The organism is Coraliomargarita sinensis, from assembly GCF_003185655.1.
Classification (GTDB): Bacteria; Verrucomicrobiota; Verrucomicrobiia; order Opitutales; family Coraliomargaritaceae; genus Coraliomargarita_B; species Coraliomargarita_B sinensis.
The window spans coordinates 343,932-367,257 of sequence record NZ_QHJQ01000004.1 but is presented as its reverse complement, the minus strand read 5'-3'; the positions used below and the strand labels follow the sequence as shown (position 1 = coordinate 367,257).

14 protein-coding genes and 1 tRNA gene are annotated in these 23,326 nt (G+C 55.2%); 3 read left to right on the top strand and 12 right to left on the bottom strand.

The window, feature by feature from the left end:
- Nucleotides 1–254: 254 nt before the first annotated feature.
- A complete protein-coding gene (locus tag DDZ13_RS08010; RefSeq protein WP_158279844.1) occupies nucleotides 255–5,624 on the bottom strand; it encodes a Calx-beta domain-containing protein in 5,370 nt (1,789 codons plus the stop codon).
- A gap of 613 nt (nucleotides 5,625–6,237) precedes the next feature.
- Here DDZ13_RS08010 and DDZ13_RS08005 point away from each other — a divergent pair.
- On the top strand, nucleotides 6,238–7,500 hold the full coding sequence (locus DDZ13_RS08005) for an FAD-dependent oxidoreductase (protein WP_110130913.1): 1,263 nt from the start codon (nucleotides 6,238–6,240) through the stop codon (nucleotides 7,498–7,500).
- 53 nt (nucleotides 7,501–7,553) lie between these two features.
- Here DDZ13_RS08005 and DDZ13_RS08000 read toward each other — a convergent pair whose 3' ends face one another.
- The 8 genes from DDZ13_RS08000 to DDZ13_RS07965 all read right to left on the bottom strand — a co-directional run bounded on the left by DDZ13_RS08000 (nucleotide 7,554) and on the right by DDZ13_RS07965 (nucleotide 16,163).
- Complete coding sequence (locus tag DDZ13_RS08000; protein ID WP_110130912.1) at nucleotides 7,554–10,529, bottom strand: DEAD/DEAH box helicase; 2,976 nt, start codon at nucleotides 10,527–10,529, stop codon at nucleotides 7,554–7,556.
- Between the two features lie 83 nt (nucleotides 10,530–10,612).
- The gene (gene rpsA, locus DDZ13_RS07995; RefSeq protein WP_343192832.1) at nucleotides 10,613–12,283 is read right to left on the bottom strand and encodes a 30S ribosomal protein S1; all 1,671 of its coding nucleotides are present in this window, start codon (nucleotides 12,281–12,283) and stop codon (nucleotides 10,613–10,615) included.
- Between the two features lie 231 nt (nucleotides 12,284–12,514).
- Nucleotides 12,515–12,588, bottom strand: a tRNA-Cys gene (locus tag DDZ13_RS07990).
- Between the two features lie 68 nt (nucleotides 12,589–12,656).
- Nucleotides 12,657–13,016 (bottom strand): hypothetical protein, encoded by a 360-nt coding sequence (locus tag DDZ13_RS07985; RefSeq protein WP_110130910.1) that lies wholly within the window; start codon nucleotides 13,014–13,016, stop codon nucleotides 12,657–12,659.
- A 59-nt stretch (nucleotides 13,017–13,075) separates the two neighbouring features.
- On the bottom strand, nucleotides 13,076–13,330 hold the full coding sequence (rpmA, locus tag DDZ13_RS07980; RefSeq protein WP_110130909.1) for a 50S ribosomal protein L27: 255 nt from the start codon (nucleotides 13,328–13,330) through the stop codon (nucleotides 13,076–13,078).
- Nucleotides 13,331–13,354: 24 nt separating this feature from the next.
- A complete protein-coding gene (rplU, locus tag DDZ13_RS07975; RefSeq protein ID WP_110130908.1) occupies nucleotides 13,355–13,669 on the bottom strand; it encodes a 50S ribosomal protein L21 in 315 nt (104 codons plus the stop codon).
- Nucleotides 13,670–13,730: 61 nt separating this feature from the next.
- A complete protein-coding gene (locus DDZ13_RS07970) occupies nucleotides 13,731–14,627 on the bottom strand; it encodes an HAD family hydrolase (protein ID WP_110130907.1) in 897 nt (298 codons plus the stop codon).
- A 78-nt stretch (nucleotides 14,628–14,705) separates the two neighbouring features.
- Nucleotides 14,706–16,163 (bottom strand): glycosyltransferase family protein, encoded by a 1,458-nt coding sequence (locus DDZ13_RS07965; RefSeq protein ID WP_110130906.1) that lies wholly within the window; start codon nucleotides 16,161–16,163, stop codon nucleotides 14,706–14,708.
- 195 nt (nucleotides 16,164–16,358) lie between these two features.
- Here DDZ13_RS07965 and DDZ13_RS07960 point away from each other — a divergent pair, with 195 nt between their 5' ends.
- Both DDZ13_RS07960 and DDZ13_RS07955 read left to right on the top strand, forming a co-directional pair.
- Nucleotides 16,359–16,790 carry a hypothetical protein gene (locus tag DDZ13_RS07960; RefSeq protein WP_110130905.1) on the top strand — a complete coding sequence of 144 codons (432 nt, stop codon included), beginning with the start codon at nucleotides 16,359–16,361 and terminating at the stop codon, nucleotides 16,788–16,790.
- Between the two features lie 284 nt (nucleotides 16,791–17,074).
- Nucleotides 17,075–19,129: a M66 family metalloprotease gene (locus DDZ13_RS07955; protein ID WP_233246120.1), complete on the top strand. Its 2,055-nt coding sequence runs from the start codon at nucleotides 17,075–17,077 to the stop codon at nucleotides 19,127–19,129.
- 491 nt (nucleotides 19,130–19,620) lie between these two features.
- On the opposite strand, the gene DDZ13_RS07950 is transcribed toward DDZ13_RS07955, so the two are convergent.
- From DDZ13_RS07950 to odhB, 3 genes are all read right to left on the bottom strand, one after another.
- Nucleotides 19,621–20,052: a hypothetical protein gene (locus DDZ13_RS07950; protein WP_146209301.1), complete on the bottom strand. Its 432-nt coding sequence runs from the start codon at nucleotides 20,050–20,052 to the stop codon at nucleotides 19,621–19,623.
- A gap of 383 nt (nucleotides 20,053–20,435) precedes the next feature.
- Complete coding sequence (lpdA, locus tag DDZ13_RS07945) at nucleotides 20,436–21,845, bottom strand: dihydrolipoyl dehydrogenase (protein WP_110130902.1); 1,410 nt, start codon at nucleotides 21,843–21,845, stop codon at nucleotides 20,436–20,438.
- Between the two features lie 132 nt (nucleotides 21,846–21,977).
- On the bottom strand, nucleotides 21,978–23,318 hold the full coding sequence (gene odhB, locus DDZ13_RS07940) for a 2-oxoglutarate dehydrogenase complex dihydrolipoyllysine-residue succinyltransferase (RefSeq protein WP_110130901.1): 1,341 nt from the start codon (nucleotides 23,316–23,318) through the stop codon (nucleotides 21,978–21,980).
- Between the last annotated feature and the right edge of the window lie 8 nt (nucleotides 23,319–23,326).

Genomic DNA, 23,326 nt, shown 5'->3' with positions numbered 1-23,326 from the left:
CCGCAACTCGTAAACATCAGCCTTGCTAGAGACCTCGATCACTTCGTATCCTGCTAGACCTATCTTGTTAATCATCGGGGACATGGTAGCTTAATTGCTCCATGTCCCCAATCTTTGATGGAGAGCGCAGGCTTCGTCTGAAGCGGAGCGAAGCTACGAAGCCTGTCCCGGCGTAGAGCAACGTAGCCGGACCCCACAACCTCCATTGAACGGGTCTACACCAAAGTATGGGGACTATAAGGTATCTCCTGTCCCTATTCCGGCGGGCTCGGCAAGACACGTAGCTGCACAAACAGCCTGTCGTCGACCGCCATGGTTTTTCGTAGCTTGACCTGCACCTGATCCACGCCGGGGGCGTAGTGGTCATCGTTCACCGAGATAATGACATCGCTGTCGTCGTGTACGGCTGTGTTCCAGGATTGGAGGTCACTGCAATATCTCAGATCAATTGTGGTGTTGGGATCATTGTGGGCCGCGTCGGACCGGCGGTACGTGTAGATGTAGAAATCGGGATCGCTGGTAGAATCAGCGGAGGGGAGTAAGTCGTTGCTCTGGTGATCCGGGGATTCGGCACCGAGGGCCCAAGCGACAATATCGGGAATCCCATCTTGATTGCTGTCATGATCGGGCTGACTGCCTTCACCTGCCCATTCTTCAAAGGGGCTTAGGGCGGCAAGAACATTAATCGTGGTATCGTCTAAAATATCCGAATCGGTATCGAGGGGCACGCCTGTGGCGCTGGTCAAATCCGCGCCGCTGGATAACTTCAGTCTCAACGTGCCAACTGAATCGGGTGTCACCTGAACCTCGAAGACGCCATTGCTCAGTTCGACCACGGAGCCGATCGTGACTGAAGCACTGCCGTCATTGGCGAAGTCGGCAGCCGTCACCGTGTCGGCATCCATGTCTTCGCTGAAGGTAATGGTATAGACGACTCCGTTACCGAGCGTGACATCCGCTCCGTTTCGGTCATCGACGATATCGCTGCTGTAAATTGTAGGTACGGGAGCGACAGCTGCGTAGGCGACGCCGTCATACCAGGTTCTGTCCGCAGATCCGGGCAACAAAGCGTCGATATAGACCTTGATGGCGGCTTCATTCGTGACGGTGACCCACCCGAGACTCACGCCATACATGCTACGGACCGATTGGGTGAGCATGGGGGTATTGTTAAATTCCAGCGTACTGGCCAGCACGGTCCCGGTCGTGTCGCCGGCTCCATCAAAACTGTAAGTGGTGGCCGCCCCCGAAGTCAGGCTGGTTGCGACATTCCATCCGTTGTTCGACTGGCTCGAATCCCAGAAAAAGACCCAAACCTCATAAGTGCCGGAATCCAGCCCATCGATTTGTGTGGTCAACTCGAGCTGGGCACCGGTCACGGTCTTGGAATGGAGGATGGTTTCATCCGTCGCGTACGGGCGGTACACCCATTTGTTGTCAATCGAAGTGAGCCCGTCGCTTGAACTGAGCCAGGACATATCGCCCCGCGTGCTGCCCGTGACGAAGGTATTGCCGGTACTTCCAACCGTTGCATCGATGTAAGTTAGCCTTCCACTCGCACGGTTGGATGCCCCTTGAACCGTGATCGAAAGGGTCGCTTCAACCGGAGGGTCTTTCGCGTCGGTCACGCTGACGGTAAATGAATTGAGGCCGACATCTCCGTCCGCAGGTCGACCGGTGAGCGTGCCATCGGCAGCGACATTGAGCCAGCTCGGGCCGCTGACCTTGGCAAAAGAAAGAGCGTCCCCGTCATCGTCCGAGGCCTTGCCCGCGAGTGTGCCGAAATAAGCTGCATTCTCGGTGGCGTCTCCTCCCTCCATTGTGGGCGAGATGAACTCGGGGAGATTATTGGGCGGACGCACATTCACCGTGATGGTGGTGTCGTCAATAATTGCGCTGTTCGTATCCAGAGCGTTTTCGTGATCATCTTCTACCGTGGCTCCAGTCAGGATTTGCAACTGCAGGGAACCGGCGCTTGTCGGCGTGACAACCACCGTGAATACGCTTGGGGAAACTGCGGTGATTGAATCAATCGAAATTTCTGCGGTGCCCGCGTTGCCAAAGTCTTCAGGATTTAGTGTAGCTGCATTCAGAGGCTCACTGAAGCTGAGGGTGTAGGCGACCTGGTCGTTTTCAGTCAGATCCGCCCCGGCCCGGTCGTTCACGATGTCGCTACCGGAGAGTGCGGGCGGTGTTGAATCGACAACATCAATGATGACCCGATCCGTCACCGCCCCGCGCCCGTCATCCACCTGCAGCTGTAGTTCGTATTGGCCCAATGCGTCAAAAGAGAGGGGGGTGTTTAAATCTTCTGTGTCTGTAAAGATGACGTTACCCGGACCGGAAATGACGCTCCACTCAACCGAGAGGCTGTCACCATCCGGATCGTTGGCCGTGCCTGCAAGCTCGGAGTTGGCCCCGGCTATACCCAGCAAGGCTTGAAACAAACTGCCGTCGCCCGGATCCACTAGCGTCTGCCAGGCCGTGCCCCCTTCTGGATCGTAGCCGATGCCGATCTCATTACCAACCGGGCCACTGCCACCGGTCCCGTTGGAAATCCGGATCTCGAAAATGTGCCAACCCGGTGTCAGGTTCAGGTTGGGCGTGGAAGTACGATTTCTATAATTTTCGTCGGAGAGGACGGGGATGTCGTCGATCCAAATATAGGCGGCATCATCGATATATTCCGTGAAGCTGACCTGGCCGTCCGCGTCAAAGAATCTTCCCGTGTAAATTTCGGTCGTATTACCGGCGATGTTATTTTCGGTTTCGCTGGCAATATCGATCAGGACCTGCGTCTTCGGATTCGGGGCTGTGAGATTGATATTCCCTTCGACGGTGCCGTAGTGAAGCCCCGGGGTGGGCGTGGTATAACTCCATTCGACGATCTGATCTTCTCCCGCGTCAATGCTCGGCGGGGTATTGTCGTCATCCTGGACCTGCAGGATTGCCGGATTCGGATCCGCGATGGCCGCACCGAAGGTGTTGGTCAGGCTGAGTTGGATGGTTTCGATGTAATCCTCATGTGCATCGTCGTCTATCAATGACACGTTAAAAGTCTTCGCGCTGTCGTCCCCATCCGCCCAAACGAGAGTGCCGTAAGTGGCTGTGTAGTCTTCACCGGCGGTGGCCGTGCCGTTCGAGATGGCATAATCCACTTGCACCATGCCTGCCGAACTACCGTTTCGATTCACCGTGATGGTGGCCGGGCCGTTGCTTTCGCTGGACAGGTAAGTCGCGGCGCTGAAGCCGATTGTTTCGGGATTGCCTGCGGATTCGACGGAAAAGGTATGATTACTCAGGTCGAACTCACCGCCACCGGCGAGACTCGTGATGCGGATGCGATAATTGCTACCAGTTGAGACATAAGCGGGCGCGTCCCACTCATAGAGTCCATCGTTAGCTGTACTGTCGGCTATCGTCGTGTAAAGAAGATCATTCTTGAGCAAGTCGATCCGTATCTGGCCGCCAAGGCTGGAAACCCAGGTGATATTATAAATGGATCCGGTATCGAATAATTCCGCTCCATTTGGATGGATCAGCCCGATCAAGGCCTCGTCATCGACAATCGTAACAGTGGAAGAACGACCTCCACCGATGGTAATGTCTCCAGTTGGATTCGTCAGTTCGATCGAAAGCGTCTCTTCATAGGTTTCGCTGGTTTCGTCGTCGACGATGGAGAGGCTGAAGGACTTCGGGCCATCCTCACCGTCGGCCCAGTTCAGGGTGCCGCTCGTCGCCACATAATCGGAACCCTCGATTGCCGTGCCTTCCCGGGTGCTGTAATCCACGCTGACAGCACCTGATTTGCCGCTTACGCGATTGACCGTAATGCTGACTGTGCCGGCGTCTTCATCGACAACGATGTCATCCTCATTGAAAACCAAGGTCCCCGCCGGGTTCGCTCCGCTAATTAAAAGGCCATATTCCTGCCGGTCATCCGTCAGGCTGCCGACGTAGCTGACCTCAGCTTGCCAGACACCAAGTTGTCCGGGGGACTCGAGAAGGACTTGCTCCACATTGTCGACATGATTAACGCCGGTGGTCGCCGGTTCACTCATGGACTCGACGGTCCATGTGCCGACGAAAGGCATCACAAACGGGAAATATTCGGTGTCGTCCGGAGCGATCAGCTTCAGATTGAGATCGTTGACGAGGTCGGGGGTCCGGTCGTTATGCGTATTCTCGCTGCTGCCGGGGGGGTCGGTCCAGCAAAGGGTCGCGCGAATCTCAGATGCACCATCCCAGGCGAATGCGTAACTCTGCACGGGTTGAACCGGCGAGACCTGGTCTTCGATTACGGATTTCAGATCAGGGAAGTCCGCCTGTTGCAACAAGAGTTGACCCGCCTTTTCGGCATCCACCAGGCCCCATCCATAGGTGTAGTCCGGCCCCGGATTCCCTAAGTCAGTCGCCGTGTGAATCAGAAGCCCCTTCAGCGTACTGGAGCGCATGGCGTCGCCGGAAAAGAGCTCACGGTAAAGATCCACAAGGAGGGCCGCCGTTCCGCAGAGGTTGGGTGTCGCCATGCTCGTGCCCTGTAAACTGACGTAATCATTGTCACCGCCGGAATCGGTCGAGTACAGGCTGACTCCATTCCCCATCAAATCAGGCTTGATCCGACCGTCATCGCAGGGGCCGGTGGAGGAGAAGTTCGCTCGGGTGGCCTCGGAAGGGTCGCGCTGTCCGTCCTTGACCGCATCTCTTACCGCGCCCACGACTACGAGATTCTTGGCGGTGGTATGGTCGCCCAGGGTATCAAATCCGCCGCTGTAGGCGCCGTCAGTTCCCGGGTGAATCGCGGGGTCGTAATATCGGGACAGACCGTTAATCACGAATTTTTCACCGGGGGCGGGGCCATCTGTATTCTCATTCCCCGCCGCCCAAAATGCCAAAAGATAGGGCGTGATGTAGTGGATGCCGTCAAAGGCTGCCGACGTGCTACTGTATTGTCCGAAGTCGGGATCGTAGGCATCCGCGTCCGTGCCCGTTTCGGACCAAGTCCAGGAGTTGACGAACCTCCATCCGTAGGTGTAGCCGTAGCTGTGGTTGGAAACGTAGATCTTTGTGGCATGTTGTCCGGGCCCAGTCGCACCGGCGGCTCCCATCTCGTTCCGGTCATTTCCCGTCGTGTAGGCATCAATGATCGCCTGGTTGGCCATGCCCTTGGCTCTGGCGTTGACCCCAAACGCGGCGATGGTGCCGGCCACGTGGGTTGCGTGCCTTTCGTAAGATGTCGTATTGACCAGATTAATACGGGAGCTTGCCCCGTCGTTGAACTCGACGTGGCTTCTGCGCGGCGAACCGTTTTCCCAAACGCCGACCCTGACACCCGATCCATCAACAAAGAAAGGCGCGATCGGTAACTTATCGGCGGCCGTTGAAATGGCCGCTTGGTCATTTCGATCAACGTAATAAAGCAGTTCTCCGTCGTCATCGATTCCCGCCAGCACGCGCAATCTTCCATCCGGTAATCGTTCCCGTTCAGGCTTCCCCTTTGCCCTGGCAATCTCGCGGGCTTTTTCCATCTCCCGGTTCTCGATCGCCCGCATTCGTTCGAGGCCCCTGGCCCGTTCGGTAGGATTGCGCCAATCAATGCTACGATCACGGAGAACTTCACGCATCGCCTCCTGAGCGCAAAGTGGGGATAGCGAGGCCGTCAGAGTAATGATCGTGGCTAGATAAAAGAGTATACGCGGATGGTACATTAGATTTCCAGTGACAAGGGGCAGACCCTGTTCAACACACGATTTTTACATGGATTGAAGCTGAACGGAACGACTGGAATTGAGTATCTGTTGCTAAAATCGTGAATCATGGGTCTTTAGGAATTGCTATCGCGACAGGCCACCGGCAGGCGATGAGCCGACAACTTTAGGCCTGTCGCTTAAAAATAAAAGAGGTGCACCACTTCTGGCAGACAAGAGCAAAAAGTTTTCTGACTACACCTTTTTGCGGCATAGAGAAGTTCTCTACCTGAGGTAAACGAAGGCAGGGATTCCAGGGGCGTGGTATCGAATAAAGGCCGGACGCCGCATCGTGGGTTCTTTGGCAGGCAAGCCTCTTCCTTCTGGTCGATGGCCAGGCCAAATTCGAAGCCCCGGAAGCCGGTATCCCCCATTATCAGCTGTTTTCGACGGTTGATTCAGATTGACCTTTAACTAAGGGAAGGCTATAAAAGACGCAGTCAAAGCCGAGAGTGCTACGCATCCATCCATACCCCAAACCCCCAAAGCCATGTTTAATAAAAAGCACACTGATGTCTGTGTGATCGGTGCCGGTCCAGTTGGTCTCGTTGCCGCACACGCCCTTGCCGACCAAAATATTGAATTTGCGCAGTTCGATTCCGCTGACGGTTGCCATACGCATAGTTATGCACTGGCGTTGTTGCCGGAAAGCATGGAGCTTCTCGACCGTTTGGGGGTTGCCGAGCAGATTTTGGAACGATCGATGAAAGTGCCCAAGGTAGCTATCTACCATGCGAACGATCGCAAGGCGGAGCTCGATTACGCTCAGTTAAATTCAGGATTCCCACATTTGACGGTGATCCGGCAATGTGAGTTGGAGAAAATTCTACTCCAGACGCTCAGAGCGAAAGGGCATAAACCGCACTGGCATCACCGCGTGCGATACATGACCGAAAATGATCATCATGTCATGGTTGAGGTCGACCGCACGATCCAGGGGATGACCGGTTACGCTTATGCGCATATTGATACCCAGATTGATAAGATACTTCAGTACCGGGCCAATTATGTTATTGGTGCGGATGGCCACCGCTCGGCCGCACGAAGAGTTACGAACATCGACTTTAACGAAACCGGTGCGGCTAAAACCTATGCGGTCTTTGAGTTTAAGGTGGACGCGGAGTTACCCAATGAAATGCGCATCATTGTCGATGATCAGGGAAGCCACATCTTCTGGCCGATGCCGGATAATTACTGTCGATTTAGTTTTGAGGTGGATGTGGAGGATGCACCGATTGAAACCATCGACAAGGAGCACTGCCTGGTCTATAAGGGCAAAAGTGCCTACCCCTTGTTGGATGAAGCTCATCTGGCCGGTTTTGTCAGTCAGCATGCGCAATGGTTCAATGGCACCGCAGAGGAAATACGTTGGCGAACGCTGGTGCATTTTGAAAGACGCATGGCGGAAAGTTTTGGTCGTAACCGTATATGGCTGGCCGGGGATGCGGCACACCTGACGGCTCCCGGAGGTATGCTGAGTATGAATATTGGTATGCATGAAGCCTATGATCTGGTCGAACGTTTGTCATTGGACTCGGACGAACTGCGCCAGTCGGCGCTGGCGAACTATTCAAGCGACCGGATCGATGAGTGGTCGGGTTTACTTGATCTGGATGGGCTCCTGCAAAGGGAATCGGCTGACCCGTGGATCGTGGCACATAAAGACAGCCTGGCGGCAAACTTGCCCGCGAGTGGTGACACCAGACATGCGCTGTTGGAGCAGGTCCACCTGGATGACGCCATGACCGCCTGACAATGGCTCCGGCAAGAAGCTGAAAGCGGGCTCCACGGTCGCCGGGGGCGCTTCTATTTGAGCAGACCCTTGATGTCCTCTAGGCTCACTTTGGCATTCGCGGCTTCGCTTTCTTCGAAAAGTTCCTGCAGCAGAGCCGCTTTTTTCGCCTGAAGTTCCAGAACTTTTTCTTCCACCGTGTCGGTGGCAATCAGCTTGATGCTGGTGACCACTTTCTCCTGACCGATCCGGTGGGCCCGGTCGGTGGCCTGAGCTTCCGCAGCCGGGTTCCACCAGGGGTCGTAGTGGAGGACCGTATCCGCTCCGGTAAGGTTGAGGCCGGTACCGCCCGCCTTTAGGGAAATAAGGAAGACCGGAATGCTGTCGTCACTGTTGAACTGATCGCAGATATCGAGCCGGTTCTTGGTCGAACCATCAAGGTAGGCATAGCGATGCCCTTTTTTCTTCAGATGCTCGGCAAGAAGCTTGAGCGCTGTGACGAAGCTGGAGAAGACCAGCATGCGGCTGCCGTTGTCCAGACACTCGTCGAGCACCTCGTCGAAGGCGGCTAATTTGGTCGACTCTTTGGCGGCAAAAGTATCGTCCAGAATGCGCGGGTCGACGCAGGCCTGACGCAGGCGAAGCAACTCCGTAAAGGCGGCAAATTTCAGGCGGCCCTCGTTGGCTCCGGACATTTCCAAATTGAAGATTTCTTTTCGCGTCTTTTCCAGGGTGTCCTGGTAGAAGCGCTGCTGTTTGCTGCCGAGCTCACAGAAGAAGGTCTTTTCAATTTTATCCGGCAGTTCGGGGGCTACCTCCTTTTTCGTGCGGCGAAGGATGTAGGAGGCGGCGCGCGATGTTTGCCGGTTGTTGTGCCAGGCGCGGTCCTCCTGAGTCAGTTTCGGCGCCGCCTTTTCCAAATAGCCGGGCATGAGGAAGGTGAAGAGCGAGAGCAGGTCATCTAGAGAGTTTTCCACCGGTGTGCCGGTCAGGAGAAAGCGGCCTCTGCTGTGCAGACGGGTGAGGGTCTTGGCGTTTTGGCTGCGACGATTTTTAATGTGCTGGGCTTCGTCACCGATCACGACGGACCAGTCCATTGTCGTCAGTAGCTCGGCATCCTGGCGCAGGGTGCCGTATGAGGTAATGACCAGATCGGCGTCTTCCAACACCACCGGTTCCTTGGCTCTTTTGGGACCGTGGTGTTTTTGCAGCTTCAACTTCGGGGTAAATCGGGCTGCTTCCCGAATCCAGTTTTCCACCAGGCTGGCCGGGCAGACCACCAGTGCCGGCGCTTTGTCATCTTCCTGATCACGAATGCATTCGATGAGGGCGAGTGCCTGCAGCGTTTTACCCAACCCCATCTCGTCGGCGAGGATGCCGCCGAGTTCGTTGCGGTAGAGGTGCCAGAGCCAGGCGACCCCGATTCGCTGGTAGGTGCGTAGAATGGCATCGAACCCCGGCCGAACCGGTGCGGGTTCCAGGGCGCCGACTTGCTTCAGCGCGCGGCTGCGGGATTGCCAGGCCTGTGGGGGTTGCCAGCCTTCGCACGCTTCTTCGAGCAGGTCTTCGACGTCGACCAGTTCGGCGGTTTCCAGACGTTTGCTGAAGGTCGGGGTGAAAGGGCGGTCTGCCTGCCCGCTGACGGCTTTCTCGATCTTATGCAGGCGATCAACCGAATTCCGGTCGAGTAGGGTGATGGGGCCATCTTCCCGGCCCACATAGCTTTTACCGCTGGCGATGGCTTTGCGCAGCTCCATCTCGTCGGAATCGGCACTCAGGCTGACATCCAGAAAAAAGCGCCCGGCTTCTTGCTTGGTTTGCACATTAATCGAAGAGAGTTCGACCTCTGCAAACTTGGCTTCGAAGTTTTCCGTAAATTCCGCCTGCCAGTCTTCTTTGAGCGCACGCCAATGTCCGGCCAGAAAATTTAGGGTTTTATGACGGTCGCGAAGCCACCATTTGCGATTGGAAGGTTCGAGCATGAAGCCTGACTTTTTCAAGAGCTCTCTCAGAGGCTGTAAGGTGTCGTCATGCACTGGTAAACGGACGGCCAGAAAGTTGGGCGAGCCATCCACGACTACGCGGTTCGTCGCGTAGCCTTCCATTGATTCCGCTACCATGGAAGCGGCAGGAAAGTCACCCCGCTTGGTTTGGAAGAGACGTTTGCCTTTTGATTCGGCCAATTGGCGTGGGTTGGGCCTCGACGGCTCTCTTAAATTTACGCCGGATGGAATTTCCTTTTTGGGCGGATCGGCGGTGGCAGGTGTGTCGACGGGCTCCTCTTTCTCCTCGTCCGTCAATTCGAGATAATCGTGCACTCCGGCCAGTTTTCCACCTTCCCAGGCGATCGGTTCGTTCGGTTTCTTCACCCAGTAAACGACCGGTTCGTCTTCCAGGGCCCCCAGAAGATGGCGGAGGCGTTGCTTCGTGAGTTGTAGGAGGGCAGCCAGTTTGCCACCGCACCAGGATTCAATCAGGTGGAGTGCTTTCTCCTGTCCCTCGCTGGTGGCATAGGACTTGGTTGGGCTTAGCTTGTTCAGAGCTATGATTTCGCGTCCGGCCGCGGCGTCGAGTTTGACCACAATCGCACTTCGTTGGGCGGCTGCTTCCAAATTAGGTGGCAGGAAGACCAGTAGTCGCAGGCGTGTGCCTTCTTCCGAGACCCGGATGGATTTTAGCCGGGGTTGCTCCGGTTCGGGTGACAGATCAGGTTCGATCAGGTCTTCCGGCGCTTGAGCCGATTCTTCGTTCTGTTGCTCCTCTTTGCAGGCCTGATAATGGATCGCGGCAGCAATGGCATGAGCACATACCTTGCGCTTGCGACCATCCGGACAAGTGCAGCGGTTATCCGCAAAAACCGTCGAACGCAGATTGAGCTGTGGTTCGTAGACCTGATCCTGGCCTTTGACCTTTCCGACAAGAACCGGGCTCTCCCAACTCGCGGAAAGAACCGAGTGTGATTCGAAGAGCCGTTCACCGGCTTTGAAGACCAGACCACCTGCGAGCTCACGCAGAAAGGCGGAATCAAATGTAGGAGGAGGTTTGTTCATGCTGGAAGAAGTATGAGACGGAGCATGGGCATAAAAAAGCCCCCGACAAGCGGGGGCTTTGAAATGTTGGTCGACAGGAAGACTTACTTCGTCGCTTCGTCGAGCAGGTCGCCGAGGCTGGTAAGATCTTCGCCGGCAGTGACGTTGTCGAAGGCCTGACGCTCCTTGGCGAGGTCTTCGTCGCTGTAGTTGGCCGCCTTGATGGAGAGGCCGATGCGGCGCTCATCCTTGTCGATCTTGATGACACGAGCCGTGACTTCGTCGCCCTCGTTGAGGACGTCCTTGATCTTCTCGACACGATCTTCGCTGATTTGCGAGATATGTACGAGGCCATCGATGTCGTTATCGAGTTCGATAAAGGCACCGTAGCTGGTGATCTTGGAGACTTGGCCCTTGACCATGTCGCCGATCTTGAAGTGGGTTTCGATTTCGTCCCACGGGTCGTTGGTGAGCTGCTTCATGCCGAGCGAGATACGCTGGCTGTCGGCATCCACATCGAGAACGATGGCATCGACTTCGTCGCCCTTCTTGACCATCTCGGACGGATGGTTGACCTTGCGGGTCCAGGACATGTCGGAGACGTGAACCATGCCGTCGATACCTTCTTCAAGTTCGACGAAGGCACCGTAGGTAGTGAGGTTACGCACCTTACCGCGGACACGGGCACCGGCCGGGTAGTTGTGGCGGGCCATTTCCCACGGGTTCTCTTCAAGCTGACGGGTGCCGAGGGAGATCTTCTGCTCATCCTTCTGGATGCCGAGAATGACCGCTTCGACTTCCTCACCGATGCGAAGAACTTCGCCCGGCTTGGAGATACGCTTGGTCCAGGAGAGCTCGGTCACGTGGACGAGACCTTCGACGCCTTCCTGAATTTCGATGAAGGCACCATAAGGAACGAGGTTGACCACTTTGCCCTTGACGGTGGAGCCGATCGGGAAGCGTTCTTCGATGCGATCCCATGGGTTGTCCTGAAGTTGTTTCAGGCCGAGGGAAACACGCTCGCGCTCGCGGTCGATTTCGATGATCATCACTTCGACCTCTTCGCCTTGCTTCAGCATCTCGGACGGATGCTGGATGCGGCCCCAGGACATGTCGGTGATGTGAAGGAGGCCGTCGAGGCCGTCGAGATCGACGAAGGCACCGTAGTCGGTGATATTCTTGACCTGACCGCGGCGGGTGTCGCCCGGCTTGACGTTCTCAAGCAGCGCACGGCGTTTTTCCATGCGTTGCTCTTCGATCAGCTCGCGGCGGGAAACAACGATGTTCTTCCGGTCCAGGTTGATCTTGATGACTTTGAAGTCGTAAGTCTGGCCGACGTATTGATCGAGATTCTTCGGCGGCTGCACATCGATCTGCGAAGCCGGCATGAAAGAATCGACACCGATGCTGACGATCAGGCCGCCTTTGACCTTGGAGCGGACACGGCCCTGAATGACCGAACCTTCTTCGCAGTTCTCGACGATCTTTTCCCAGTTCTTCTTTTGCTCGGCTTTGTCGAAGGAGATAACCGGGTTACCTTCCTTGTCTTCGAGCTTTTCCAAAAAGACTTCGATTTCAGATCCGACCTGAAGTTCGCTCATATCGACGAACTCGCTGGCGTGAACGATGCCTTCTGATTTGCCACCAATGTCGACGACGACTTCGGTGGGGCGGATCTCTATGATGGTTCCCTGGATAATGGAACCTTCTTCGAGGTTATCAATTTTGCTGCCTTCAAGCAGCTGTTCCATGAGTTGACTCATTTGACTGTATATGGACTGCGCAGGAGCGCAGTAATGGTTGAGGTTTGATTGTTGGCCCCACGCTTTAAGCGCAAAGGAGGATTCCAATCCCCCGGGGAGCGCGCGAAGGTAGAGTGCCTGCGGCTCCCTGCAAGATTAAAATCGTGCCCGTTCGGTCCGCCTGCGCTTCTCTGATGAGAAGCCTCCCGCCTACAATATAATCCGGCGTGATAGCCTTCGCTGTTGCTTCGCTCCTGCGAAGCCTGGAGGCGCGGGTCGGAATCGAACCGACGATAGAGGATTTGCAGTCCTCGGCCTTACCACTTGGCGACCGCGCCATCAGAAACTATGACAGCAGTAGATGAGCTTGTGTTTGGAGATCAAGTGAATTTTCAGATATTTTCGATCAATCAAGCAAATAGGGCAGCCCGAAAAGCAAAAATAGAAAGAGTAGGGTGCTGAGAACAAAAAGAACCAGGCAGCCGATCTTGGCCCTCATGAAGTCATTGCCGGCGGGTGCCTTGTATTTGCCGAATTCCTTATCCAGTTCGTCGTTATTCAGAATTTCCGGCGTTGCAGCGCTTTCGGGTGCAGCGAGCTTTTCAGAAGCAGCTTCCCTGAGCTTGCTCGTCAGTTTCTTGTCTGTTGTCTCGCTGGTCGCCTCCTTGTTGTCGAGTGCGGCAATATTTTCGTTGAGCCATTGCAGGTGTTTTTGGATAAGCTCCCGCTGAGCCCGTAATTCCTCGAGTAGCTTATCGTTGTTCATAAAAAAATCCCGCTCCGATAAGGAGGCGGGATTTTGAAAGTTTTGTCGAACGAAAATGCTTAGGCGCTGGCTGCTTCGACGACGTTCACCTTGCGGTGCGCACGGTCGAAAGCGACATTACCGTTCTTCAGTGCAAACAGCGTGTAGTCGCGACCCATACCGACGTTGGCGCCGGGGTGGTAGCGTGTGCCGCGTTGGCGCATGATGATGTTGCCGGCGATCACATTTTCGCCGCCGAACTTCTTCACGCCGAGGCGCTTGGAATTACTGTCGCGTCCGTTGCGGGATGTTCCCTGACCTTTTTTGTGTGACATATTGTGAAGTCTCCGTGTTGAGGGTTATCCGTTGATCGATTCGATTTTGATCACGGAAAGATGTTGGCGGTGACCGCGGCGTTTTTTGTAGCCTTGGCGACGCTTCTTTTTAAAGACGACAACCTTCTTGTCTTTCTTGTTTTCGAGGATGGTTGCCTTGACGCTGGCGCCCTCGAGGAGGGGACTGCCGAAGCGTGCGTCGGCACCTTCACCGATCATGAGGACCTCGTTGATGTCAACGGAATCACCGGCATTTGTGCCGGGGAAGGAGTTGACCTTGAGGATATCGCCCTCGGTGACGGTAAATTGGCGGCCTTGTGTTTTGATAGTGGCTTTCATGGGAAAAGCGGAAGAGCAAATCGCCTTGGTCGTGAGAATCAAGGAGTTTTTTCAGCTATTTTCAATCAATCATCTCCAAAATCTGTTTCAGTTCGGTGATCTCCGCATCGGCCTGCAGTTTGGCGCAGGCCGGATGGTTCTTCCGCCGGCGAAGCGAGAGGTGATCGCCGGCGAAAAGGGCGGTGCGAAAGCCCAAGGCCCGGGCAGGCCAAATGTCGTTGCGCATGTCGTTGCCCACGTAGAGGCAGGCTTCCGCGGGGATTCGGTGGTGCTTTTCGAGTCGCTCTGCGGCGAGTTGGTAGAGTTGCTGCGATGGCTTCCCCTCCAGTTCGGCGTAGGACCAGACGTTGCATTTCGAGCAAAAGCCGAGTTCGTCGATGTTTTTCCCGAGAAAGGCTGAAAAGAGGAGAGGCGTATAGAACTGGGCGTTGGAAATGATGCTGAGGGTCAGGCCCCGCGCGCGAAGTTCCGAGAGAACTTCGGCCAGCTCGGGCATGGGTTGGATCGCGTTGACGCGGGTCTCGTAGTCGATGACCAGGGTGTCGATGGCCGGCTCGATCTGGGCCTCGATCAGGCCTTGGGCGCGTAGCGATTCGATTAAATCCGACCAGACGGCGCGGATTTCTACCTCGGGGTATTCGATACCGTCGGCGCGGCGTCGGTTCTGGTGCTGATGGATCAAGTCATGTAAAATTCCGTCAAACCGGATGCCCTCGGCGGATGCGAGAATCTGCACCCCGTTATCAGAGAGCACGGCGCGGATGGCTGTATCGCGATTGTCCTCGGTCGCCAGACTGATGTCGCCCACACCGGAGCTGAATAGGGTGCCGTAAACGTCGAAGACAACGGCTTTGATTCCGCTGATCTGAGGCAGACATAGATTCGCGTCCGCGGGCGGAGTGACCGGATCGTTCTGTCGCCGATCTTTTATGAGCTTAAGCCAGAGGGAATTTGTCATCTGGTATTATGATTCAATACGGGTTAATCTGTAGGTTCGACCATACAATTCTGATCTCTGTTTTCTGTTTTCTGGATATTAAGTTCGAAGCAGGCGAAAGCGCTCGGGCTGTAAAAATCCGTCGAGGATTTTGTCCGGGTCGTAGTATTGTGGTTCGGTGTTTTGATCGGCGGAGCCTATGGATTTATAGAGATCAACGAGTTTTTCGACATAGTGCTCCAAGCCATAGTTTAATTCGATCTTTTCCGCGTTTTCGCTGATCGACGCAGGATCGGCTGTGTTGCCCAGCTCGGGCAAGGCCTGTCGAGCTTCCGAATCGGAACGCACTCGCCGGATAACATCCTGTTGAAGCGCTTCATTCATTCCCGCGAAGTCGATGTGTTCCGGGTCAGGGCTTATGGCGGATACGGCTCTCTCTACGGCGTCCTTCGGCAAGGGACGCTGGTATGCGGTGTAGGCTTTTTCCAGTTCGCGATGGAGCTCTGCTTCGAGCAGGTTCATATCGATCCAGCTTATAGGGACTGGCAGACTCTCGTAAAGGCCCTCAAGGTGGATCCCGTGGGCTTTGAAATCGGCAGTGATCTCGGGCAGATCCCGCCCGATAATGGGTTTTCCGAAAAGCCAGGGTTCAAGGAAAGCGAGCCCGAAGCCCTCGGCAATACTTGTGCTTAGGATGGCGTGCGCCGACTGCATGATGGTTTCAAAGGACCACCCACCGGTTTCGCCGATGCCAAATCGGACAGGCAGTTCGAGTTCATGGGCGAGAGCCTGCCAGTTGTTATAAGCTGTGACGAAGTTCTGATTCGTCGGGCCCAGTGTGGTGGCAAAGACGTCGCCGTCTTCGGCAGCCGCGGCCCGGAGGAGCATTTCCCCGAAGTTTTTTCGGCGCACGGCGCGGACGGGGTAGAGGAAGAGCCGCTTGGCATCGAGTGTGCCGAGTATCGTGCTCGTGTTGTCTACCTGTTGTGTTGGACCTGCGTCGACCGGATTCGCCAGCAAATGCAGGCGCTCCGGCTGGATGCTCGCTTGTTTTAAGATAGCGTAGTCCCGACCGTTAAGCACGCCATAGTGAACATTCGGGGTATCCGGATAGATGTTTCGTGCATATTCGGGTCGTTCCAGGTTCACCTGATAGTTTGCCGGCCGACCATCTTCGGCAAAGTCGTGCATGTGCAGGAGCACCCGTTCGCCGGCTTCGGCTAATGCGGCAATAACGCCGGACATGGCATTGTTTTTGCCCAGTGAATGGTTGTGAATGTGCCAGAGGTCCGGATCGCCGCCAAGTGCGTCTCGTGCTGCAACACGGATACGGTCCAGTAAGATGTGGGAATCCGGTGTCACGCTTTGTGCGTTCGAGTAGTGGAGTCCCTCGACGACCCGTGCGCAATTCTTGTAGCGAAAGTCCTCCGGCACTTCGCCCCCCAGCACCACGCATTCGAGTGTCGGTTCCAGACTTTCAAATCCACGCAGAGTGGATTCCACAACCCGCGTGACGCCGCCGCGCTTGAGATGGTAGTGTATAATTGCAATTCGCATCTTTATCTATCGCTGTTGTCTTGCCAATCCGCCGGAAAATTCGAGATTGGCCTGCAAATTAAGCAAAGGTGGTGAACAGACAAACCATTATGATGCTACATTCGCTGTTGGCGGCATTTACTTTGCCGGCAGCGTAATGTTTTAATTACCGGTGCTCTTTATACTTGGGGGAGCAAGGGCACCTATAAAACCGAAGTGCACGAGATCACGCTGGAACAGCCGATCTCCGCCGACTTCGAGCAGCTGCTGGCGATGGTTCAGACGGAGTTGCAGGAGCGGGAATTGAGCCGCCCCAAAGGTAAGCCGAAGCTCAAAACCTATGGCAGCCACTTTTTACTGGAGTGGACCGGCTCTTCAAAAGACGTCGTTCTTGAGCCGACGACCGACCCCATGGTCGCCAAACTCAGGATAAAAGAGACGACTTGGTATCGCGCCTTGGTCCAGTTGCATAAGGCCAAGGGCAGTAATATCTTTAAGGTTTATGCGGCTTTCTTCGCGCTGATGCTGGCGATCATCCGGTTGTCCGGTTTCATCATGGCCTGGCAGTTGCCCCGCTTGCGCGGTGCGACGATGGTGGCGACCGTTCTGGGCCTGCTCACTTTTTTAGCCGTCGTGTGGTTGAGCTAGAGGTCCCTTCAAGTTGAGAAAGGGTCATTTTGCGAACCACTTTTGCTGTGCGATTTCATCTTTTAGGCTGTATGAAATTAATACAGGGCGGGAAAGTCAGAGGAGCTTGATCGAGTAAAATTTGAGTCTATGAAGAACGGCTTATCTCTAGGGACAGAATGTCGTGCGTTCTCAAAATCGCGCCTTTTTGTCCAATTCCCAGCAACATGCTTGTGAGACCACTTTGGACGATGAAGTATTTCCAACTATTTATTTTAACGGCAACCCTTCTGCTGGGCCAAGCAATGGCAGTGAATATCGATGCCGTTTATTTTGCGCAGACACACGTGATGAAGCCAACTGATCCCTACTTCAGGTTGGTGGGTGAGAGAGAGACTCTCATCAAGGTGCATGTCACCGATCCTTCGACTCCGGCATCACCCGTTGTGAATGCGGCCGTTCATCTTGATGGGGCGACATTGAACCTTTCTCTATCCGGTCCAGCTACCTTGCCTGCGTCGATTCCTGATGGTCCGGGAGTCGTTCAACATAGCTTGGACGACAGCTTTACGGCAGTGATTCCCGCGGACTGGGTGAAACCCGGGATGACGGTGGATCTTACGGCAGGGGCAGTGAGTGAGAATGTTTCAGGGATCGCAGTCGGAGCCCCGACCAAGTTGAAACTGACGATGTTCGATGTGCAGTATTTTGCGGACACCGACGATGATTACCCGAGTGGTTGGGCGGAAGAGTTGGAAGTAAAGCTCCCGATCAAGGAGCTTGATCTGCGTCGTGTGCCACATGTGGTTTTTCCTGAGCTGGTGATTCCGCCATGGCGAGACGGGCCTGCGCCTGCGGTGCGGATTAGCTCCACGGCGGATTACAAGGATCAGACGGGTATGAATATACATTTCGAATCCAAACTCAATGCGGCCAGAGAGTGGAATTTGGCTCTCAGTGCTGCGGCAGGACGCCACGGGCGGGTGAGTGTCTATTATACGAATATCTATGGGACCAATTCGAATGGCGGTAAGTCGTTTCCATTAGCCGGTATAGGAAATGGTACTGAACATGGAGTCATGTTCCATGAACTGGGCCATACGCTTGGACTGCCTCACTGGGGTAATAGTTCCTCCTATCCCTACAAGGGTGCGATGCACGGGATCGACCCCCCTACCATTAACAAGGAAGTGCATGCTGGGCCTACGTGGGGGTTTGATATGCGGAGCATGACTTTCATTCCCTGTACGGTGCAGGCAGGTAATGTCGGCGGGCAGCCCACCGGGACTTACAAAATCGATCCGATGCACGGTGGCGGAACCGGCTACCAGGAGCCGGCATTTCTCTTTAATCACTTCTCGGATTACTCATCTGCCGAGATGATGGAATTTTTGGAAGCTAACTATGCTTCATGGAATGAGTCCCTGGGGCAATTTGCCACTTGGGACCCGGCGACCTCCGACTACACGGATCCGTTGGCGACGCCTGATGGGGTGAACTATCCAATTGAGCGGGATGTGGAAGTGATCAGCCTGCTAGCATCCGTGTCAGGACCAACTCCCGAGGCTTGCATGGTGTATCCTCCCATCGGGCCGTACACGGCTGGCTTAATCAAGCGCTTTGATCCGACCGTAGAAGCGGACCGACTTGAGGCCCAGGAGATCTACAGTCCGTCCGCTGGTTGTGATGCCAGCCTCCGGGTCACTCAGGGAGGCGTCGTCCGTACGTATCTTCTACGGGCAGAGTGGTTGCCGTTTATTAGTCCATCAAGTGCAGCCGGCCTGAAGACAGCAGCGATCAATCTACCTGCTTCAGACGGGGAGGTGACACGCGTGGAACTTCTCCTGACTCCTGACGCGGACTCTCAAGGACTTCCTGACGAACCCCAGGTGCTTCACACTTGGGCATTGAATCCAACACCTTTTGATCGTTGGGCGGACGGTTCATTTCCAGGGACCCTTACTGATAAAAACCCCACAAATGATGCGGATAGTGGTGGTCTGGCCACCGAGCTGGAGTGGGTGCTGATGGGAAATCCAACGGACCCAGCGGATGATCTTTTGATAGAACCCCAGCTGGACATGACATCCGATCCTGATGGGAAACTAGTATTCCAATTCCGCAGAAATGATCTGGCCCACCTAGATCAGATGACCTCTATCCGCGTGCAATACGGGAGCGATCTTGCAGGCTGGACGGATGCAGTTCACCAAGGAGTCGGACCGAGTGACATTACGATTACAGAAGCAGATGATGCCTACGGGGAGGGTGTGGACATGGTCAAGGTAGCCATACCACAGAGCCTCGCTCCCGAAGGAGCTCTCTTTGCCCGATTGGTCGTGGATATTTCCTCACCATGAGATTACCACCCCATGGGCATAAGTTTTTTGAGGTGTTTGAAGGGCAAAAGGGGCCAAACGTGAATGGCGTTAACTTAAGAGTCTTTCGGTAGGGCTCGTGCTTGCATGATACCGTCCAGGCATGGGCGGACGCTGCTTGGAAGTCCGGTCATAGACGACGCAATGACGCGATTGACCTCGCTTCGACCGATCTGGATCAGAGGGATGGTCCGAAGCGGAAGCGCTTCGGCTACGGTTAGGTAATGAATGGCTCGGTTTCAGAACGGTAGCCGGGCGCCTTCGCGTTCGGAACGATAGGGCCGGCGCTAACGAATGACCCGAAGTGGAAGCGCTTTGGTTGCGCGGATTCGGGAACAAGTAGCTCGGTCCGATTCGAGAACCGTAGCCGGACGCCTTCGCGTTCGGAACGAAAGGGCAGGTGGTGACGAATGATCCGAAATGGAAGCGCAGTGGTCTCGGAGCTATTCGCGTGGGCTTGAGAGATAAACGGCTCAAGAGGACTCCTTTTCGACCAAACGCCAAAAGCGATCGTGAAATCCAGGATCTCGACGATCAAGGTCGGGGTAGCCGGGTAACATCGCTCCTATGTAAGGATAGTCCTCCCATTTTTCAACCAATCCGGCGCGCACTGGATTTCGCAAAATATAATGAATCGTATCCCCATAGCACCCGGATTGTCGCTCCTCCTCGCGAACGACGTGGTCGTGGGCTTGTTCTTGCCATCGAACGGGAGCGATGTGCCGGCCGAAATACTTCCTCATAAAGGAGGTTGCCTTGAGCTGGTCGCTCTTGGCGTTATCCAGGCCAATCCAGAGGAGGTGGATATGATCCGGCATGATGCAGTAAACGGGGGTGGCTAAGCGATAGCGCAGACAAGTGTGCAGGAGCATTTCGCGGAAGCGAAAATGGAATGCCTTATCCAAGTCGAATCTTCGACGCCGGTCTGTCGTATGTGTCCAGAAAATGTACGCTTGTCCGCGATAATACGCGGAATTCAAGCGGGGAAGCTTACCTTTCATAAATTATGAAAAACCGGGATTTCCGGGAAAGGTTCAAGGCTAAACCAGATCGAAGCGGGATGGTTTTTTGGTTCCGGAACTGTAGTCGGACGCCTTTGCGTTCGGCAGGCGGTGACGAATGGTCCGAAGCGGAAGCGCTTCGGCTACGGTTAGGGAATGAATGGCTCGGTTTTAGAACTGTAGCCGGGCGCCTTCGCGTCCGGAACGATAGGGCGGGCGCTAACGAATGACCCGAAGTGGAAGCGCTTCGGTTACGGATTGAGTACGGGAGCGCTTCAACCCGGGGCCTACACGCTGTGGATCGCTTTTTTATCCACGGCCAGCGCTGCTTCCTTGAGCGCTTCGCTCATGGTGGGGTGGGCGTGGATCGTGCGGCCGAGATCCTCGGCACTGCCGCCGTATTCCATGTGGGCCACGGCGGAGGCGATCATCTCGGAGCTGCCTTTGGCGATGATTTGGACTCCGAGAATACGGTCGGTTTCTTTGTCGGCGATCACTTTGGCAAAGCCATCTGTACCGTCCATAGCAATGGCGCGACCATTGGCCATCATGTTGAACTTTCCGACTTTGACATCGAGCCCCTTTTCCTTGGCTTCCTCCTGGGTCATCCCGACGCTGGAAATTTCCGGCTCGGTATAGATGACATTGGGAATCACGTCGTAATTGACGTGTCCGGCTTCACCGGCGATGCGCTCGACGCAGGCGACACCTTCTTCCTCCGCCTTGTGGGCGAGCATGGGGCCGGCAATAACGTCGCCAATGGCGTAAACGCCGTCGACCGATGTCTTAAAATGCTCGTTAACTGGAATGCGGCCCTTGTCGTCGGTTTCAATTCCGATGCCCTCCAGCCCGAGGCTTTCTGTAAAAGGCTTACGGCCCACGGAGACGAGCACTTTGTCGCATTCAAATTCGATCTCTTCGCCCTTTTTATTTTCGGCCGTCAGGATATTCTTTCCGCCTTCCTTCTTCAGGCCGGTGACCTTGGTGCTGAGGTGAAAGTTCATGCCCTGTTTCTTGAAGACCCGCTCGGCCATTTTGGAGACGTCCTTGTCAAAGGTCGGAGCGATTAGGGGAAGGAACTCGATGACATCGACCTGCGCGCCGAGACGCGACCAAACCGAGCCGAGTTCCAAACCGATGGCACCGGCGCCGACCACAACCATCTTTTTCGGGACTTCATCAAAAGCGATGGCTTCCGTGCTGCTCACGACGGTCTCTCCGTCGAAAGGAAGGAAGGGGAGCTCGACCGAAGCCGAACCGGTCGCGATAATGATGTGTTTGGCCGTAATCTCTTCTTCGCTCTTGCCGCCGCGAATCTCAATTTTGCCGTTATCCTTGAGCGTGCCGAGTCCGTTGAAAACCGTGATTTTGTTGGCCTTCATCAGTTGGGAGACCCCGCCGCACAGCTGGCTGACGATCTTGTCCTTTTTGGCCATCAATTTTTCGATGTTGATCGATAGGTTGGTCAGATCGATGCCGTGGTCATCGGCGCCGTGCGCTGCAAAGTGATACATCTCCGTAGAGTGGAGAAGGGCCTTGCTCGGGATGCAGCCTACGTTCAGGCAGGTACCGCCGAGGCTTTTGCTTTTCTCGACGATGGCGGTCTTGAAACCGAGTTGTGCGGCCTTGATGGCAGCGACATAGCCACCGGGGCCTGACCCGATGACGGCGATATCAAATGGTTGTTCTTGAGACATAATTTGGTGGGAAAGTTTGCAGGTGAGAAGGTAGGAAAGCAGGAAGGTGAGAGGGTAGGAAGGTGTAAGTGATAAGACACATTTTCACTTTCATACTTTTCACTTTCTGACACCCGCCCGTTTATTGTTCGGCTAGATGCCGAACAATAAACGGGCGGGATCCTCGATGGCTTCCTTGATTTTTACCAGGAAGGTAACGGCTTCCTTGCCGTCGATCAGACGGTGGTCATAACTGAGTGCCAGATACATCATCGGGCGCGCGACCACCTCACCGTCGATGACAACGGCCCGCTGCTGAATGTTGTGCAGTCCCAGAATCGCGGGTTGCGGGAAGTTGATGATCGGTGTGCTCAGCATCGAGCCGTAGATCCCGCCGTTGGAGATAGTGAAGACACCGCCTTGAAGATCGGACATCTGTATCTTGCCGTCGCGGGCGGCCTTAGCGTAGCCGATGATATCTTTCTCGATCTGGGCAAAGTCCTTTTGGTCGCATTCGCGGACCACGGGCACCATCAGTCCCTTGTCCGTGCCGACGGCCACGCCGATATCGTAGTAGTGCTGGCTGACGACCTCGTTGCCCTCGATACGTGCATTGACCTCCGGTACTGCCTTGAGCGCGTGCGTCACGGCCTTGGTGAAGAAAGACATGAAGCCTAGCTTGATGCCGTGGCGTTCGACAAATGCGTCCTGATGGGTTTTGCGAAGTTTCATCACCGCGCTCATATCAACCTCGTTAAAGGTCGTGAGCATGGCAGATTGTTGCGAAGCGTTAACTAGGTGCTCGGCGATCTTCTTACGGAGCGGAGACATCTTCTTACGCGTTTCGCGCTCACCCGATTTCGGGGCGGAGGGTGCCGGAGCGGGCGATTCGGACTTCTGTCCTCTGTCATCTGTCCTCTGGCTTCTGTCCCCCGACTTTTGGCTGCTGTCTGCCTTTTCGGCCGCCTTCAGAATGTCGTCCTTGGTGACTCGACCATCCTTGCCGCTACCATTAAGTTTTGAAACGTCGACCCCGGTTTCTTCGGCCGCCTTTCGAGCCGCGGGGGAAAGCGTGGCTTCCGGGTCGACCTTTTTCCCGCCGGAAGCTGCAAGCTCCTGCCCGTCTTTGTTCGGTTGCTCCTCGGAATCCGAACGATTATCGTCTTCGCCAGAGCCGCCTTCCTTGTCTTCAGAATCGTCCGAAGCCGAAGTACCGCTTTCACTCTCACCGTCACTTTCACTCTTCGGCCCAGCCGAAGCACTTTCGTCAATCGTGGCGACGACCTGTCCGATTTCCACTTCTTCATCGGCCTCGACTTCGATCGTAATGACACCGGAGACTTCGGCGTTTGCTTCGGAGGTGATCTTGTCGGTTTCGAGTTCGTAGATGGTCTGGCCTTCTTCGACGTAGTCGCCGGACTTGACGTGCCAGGCGGCCAGAATGCCAGAGCTGATGGATTCGCCCATCGCGGGAACTTTTACTTCGGTAGCCATAAAATTAG

Excerpts from the sequence above, each read along its gene's own strand:
- DDZ13_RS08010 (WP_158279844.1), bottom strand. The coding sequence starts at position 5,624 with ATGCGTGAAGTTCTCCGTGATCGTAGCATTGATTGGCGCAATCCTACC.
- DDZ13_RS08005 (WP_110130913.1), top strand. The coding sequence starts at position 6,238 with ATGTTTAATAAAAAGCACACTGATGTCTGTGTGATCGGTGCCGGTCCA.
- DDZ13_RS08000 (WP_110130912.1), bottom strand. The coding sequence starts at position 10,529 with ATGAACAAACCTCCTCCTACATTTGATTCCGCCTTTCTGCGTGAGCTC.
- DDZ13_RS07985 (WP_110130910.1), bottom strand. The coding sequence starts at position 13,016 with ATGAACAACGATAAGCTACTCGAGGAATTACGGGCTCAGCGGGAGCTT.
- rpmA (WP_110130909.1), bottom strand. The coding sequence starts at position 13,330 with ATGTCACACAAAAAAGGTCAGGGAACATCCCGCAACGGACGCGACAGT.
- rplU (WP_110130908.1), bottom strand. The coding sequence starts at position 13,669 with ATGAAAGCCACTATCAAAACACAAGGCCGCCAATTTACCGTCACCGAG.
- DDZ13_RS07970 (WP_110130907.1), bottom strand. The coding sequence starts at position 14,627 with ATGACAAATTCCCTCTGGCTTAAGCTCATAAAAGATCGGCGACAGAAC.
- DDZ13_RS07965 (WP_110130906.1), bottom strand. The coding sequence starts at position 16,163 with ATGCGAATTGCAATTATACACTACCATCTCAAGCGCGGCGGCGTCACG.
- DDZ13_RS07955 (WP_233246120.1), top strand. The coding sequence starts at position 17,075 with ATGGCAGTGAATATCGATGCCGTTTATTTTGCGCAGACACACGTGATG.
- lpdA (WP_110130902.1), bottom strand. The coding sequence starts at position 21,845 with ATGTCTCAAGAACAACCATTTGATATCGCCGTCATCGGGTCAGGCCCC.
- odhB (WP_110130901.1), bottom strand. The coding sequence starts at position 23,318 with ATGGCTACCGAAGTAAAAGTTCCCGCGATGGGCGAATCCATCAGCTCT.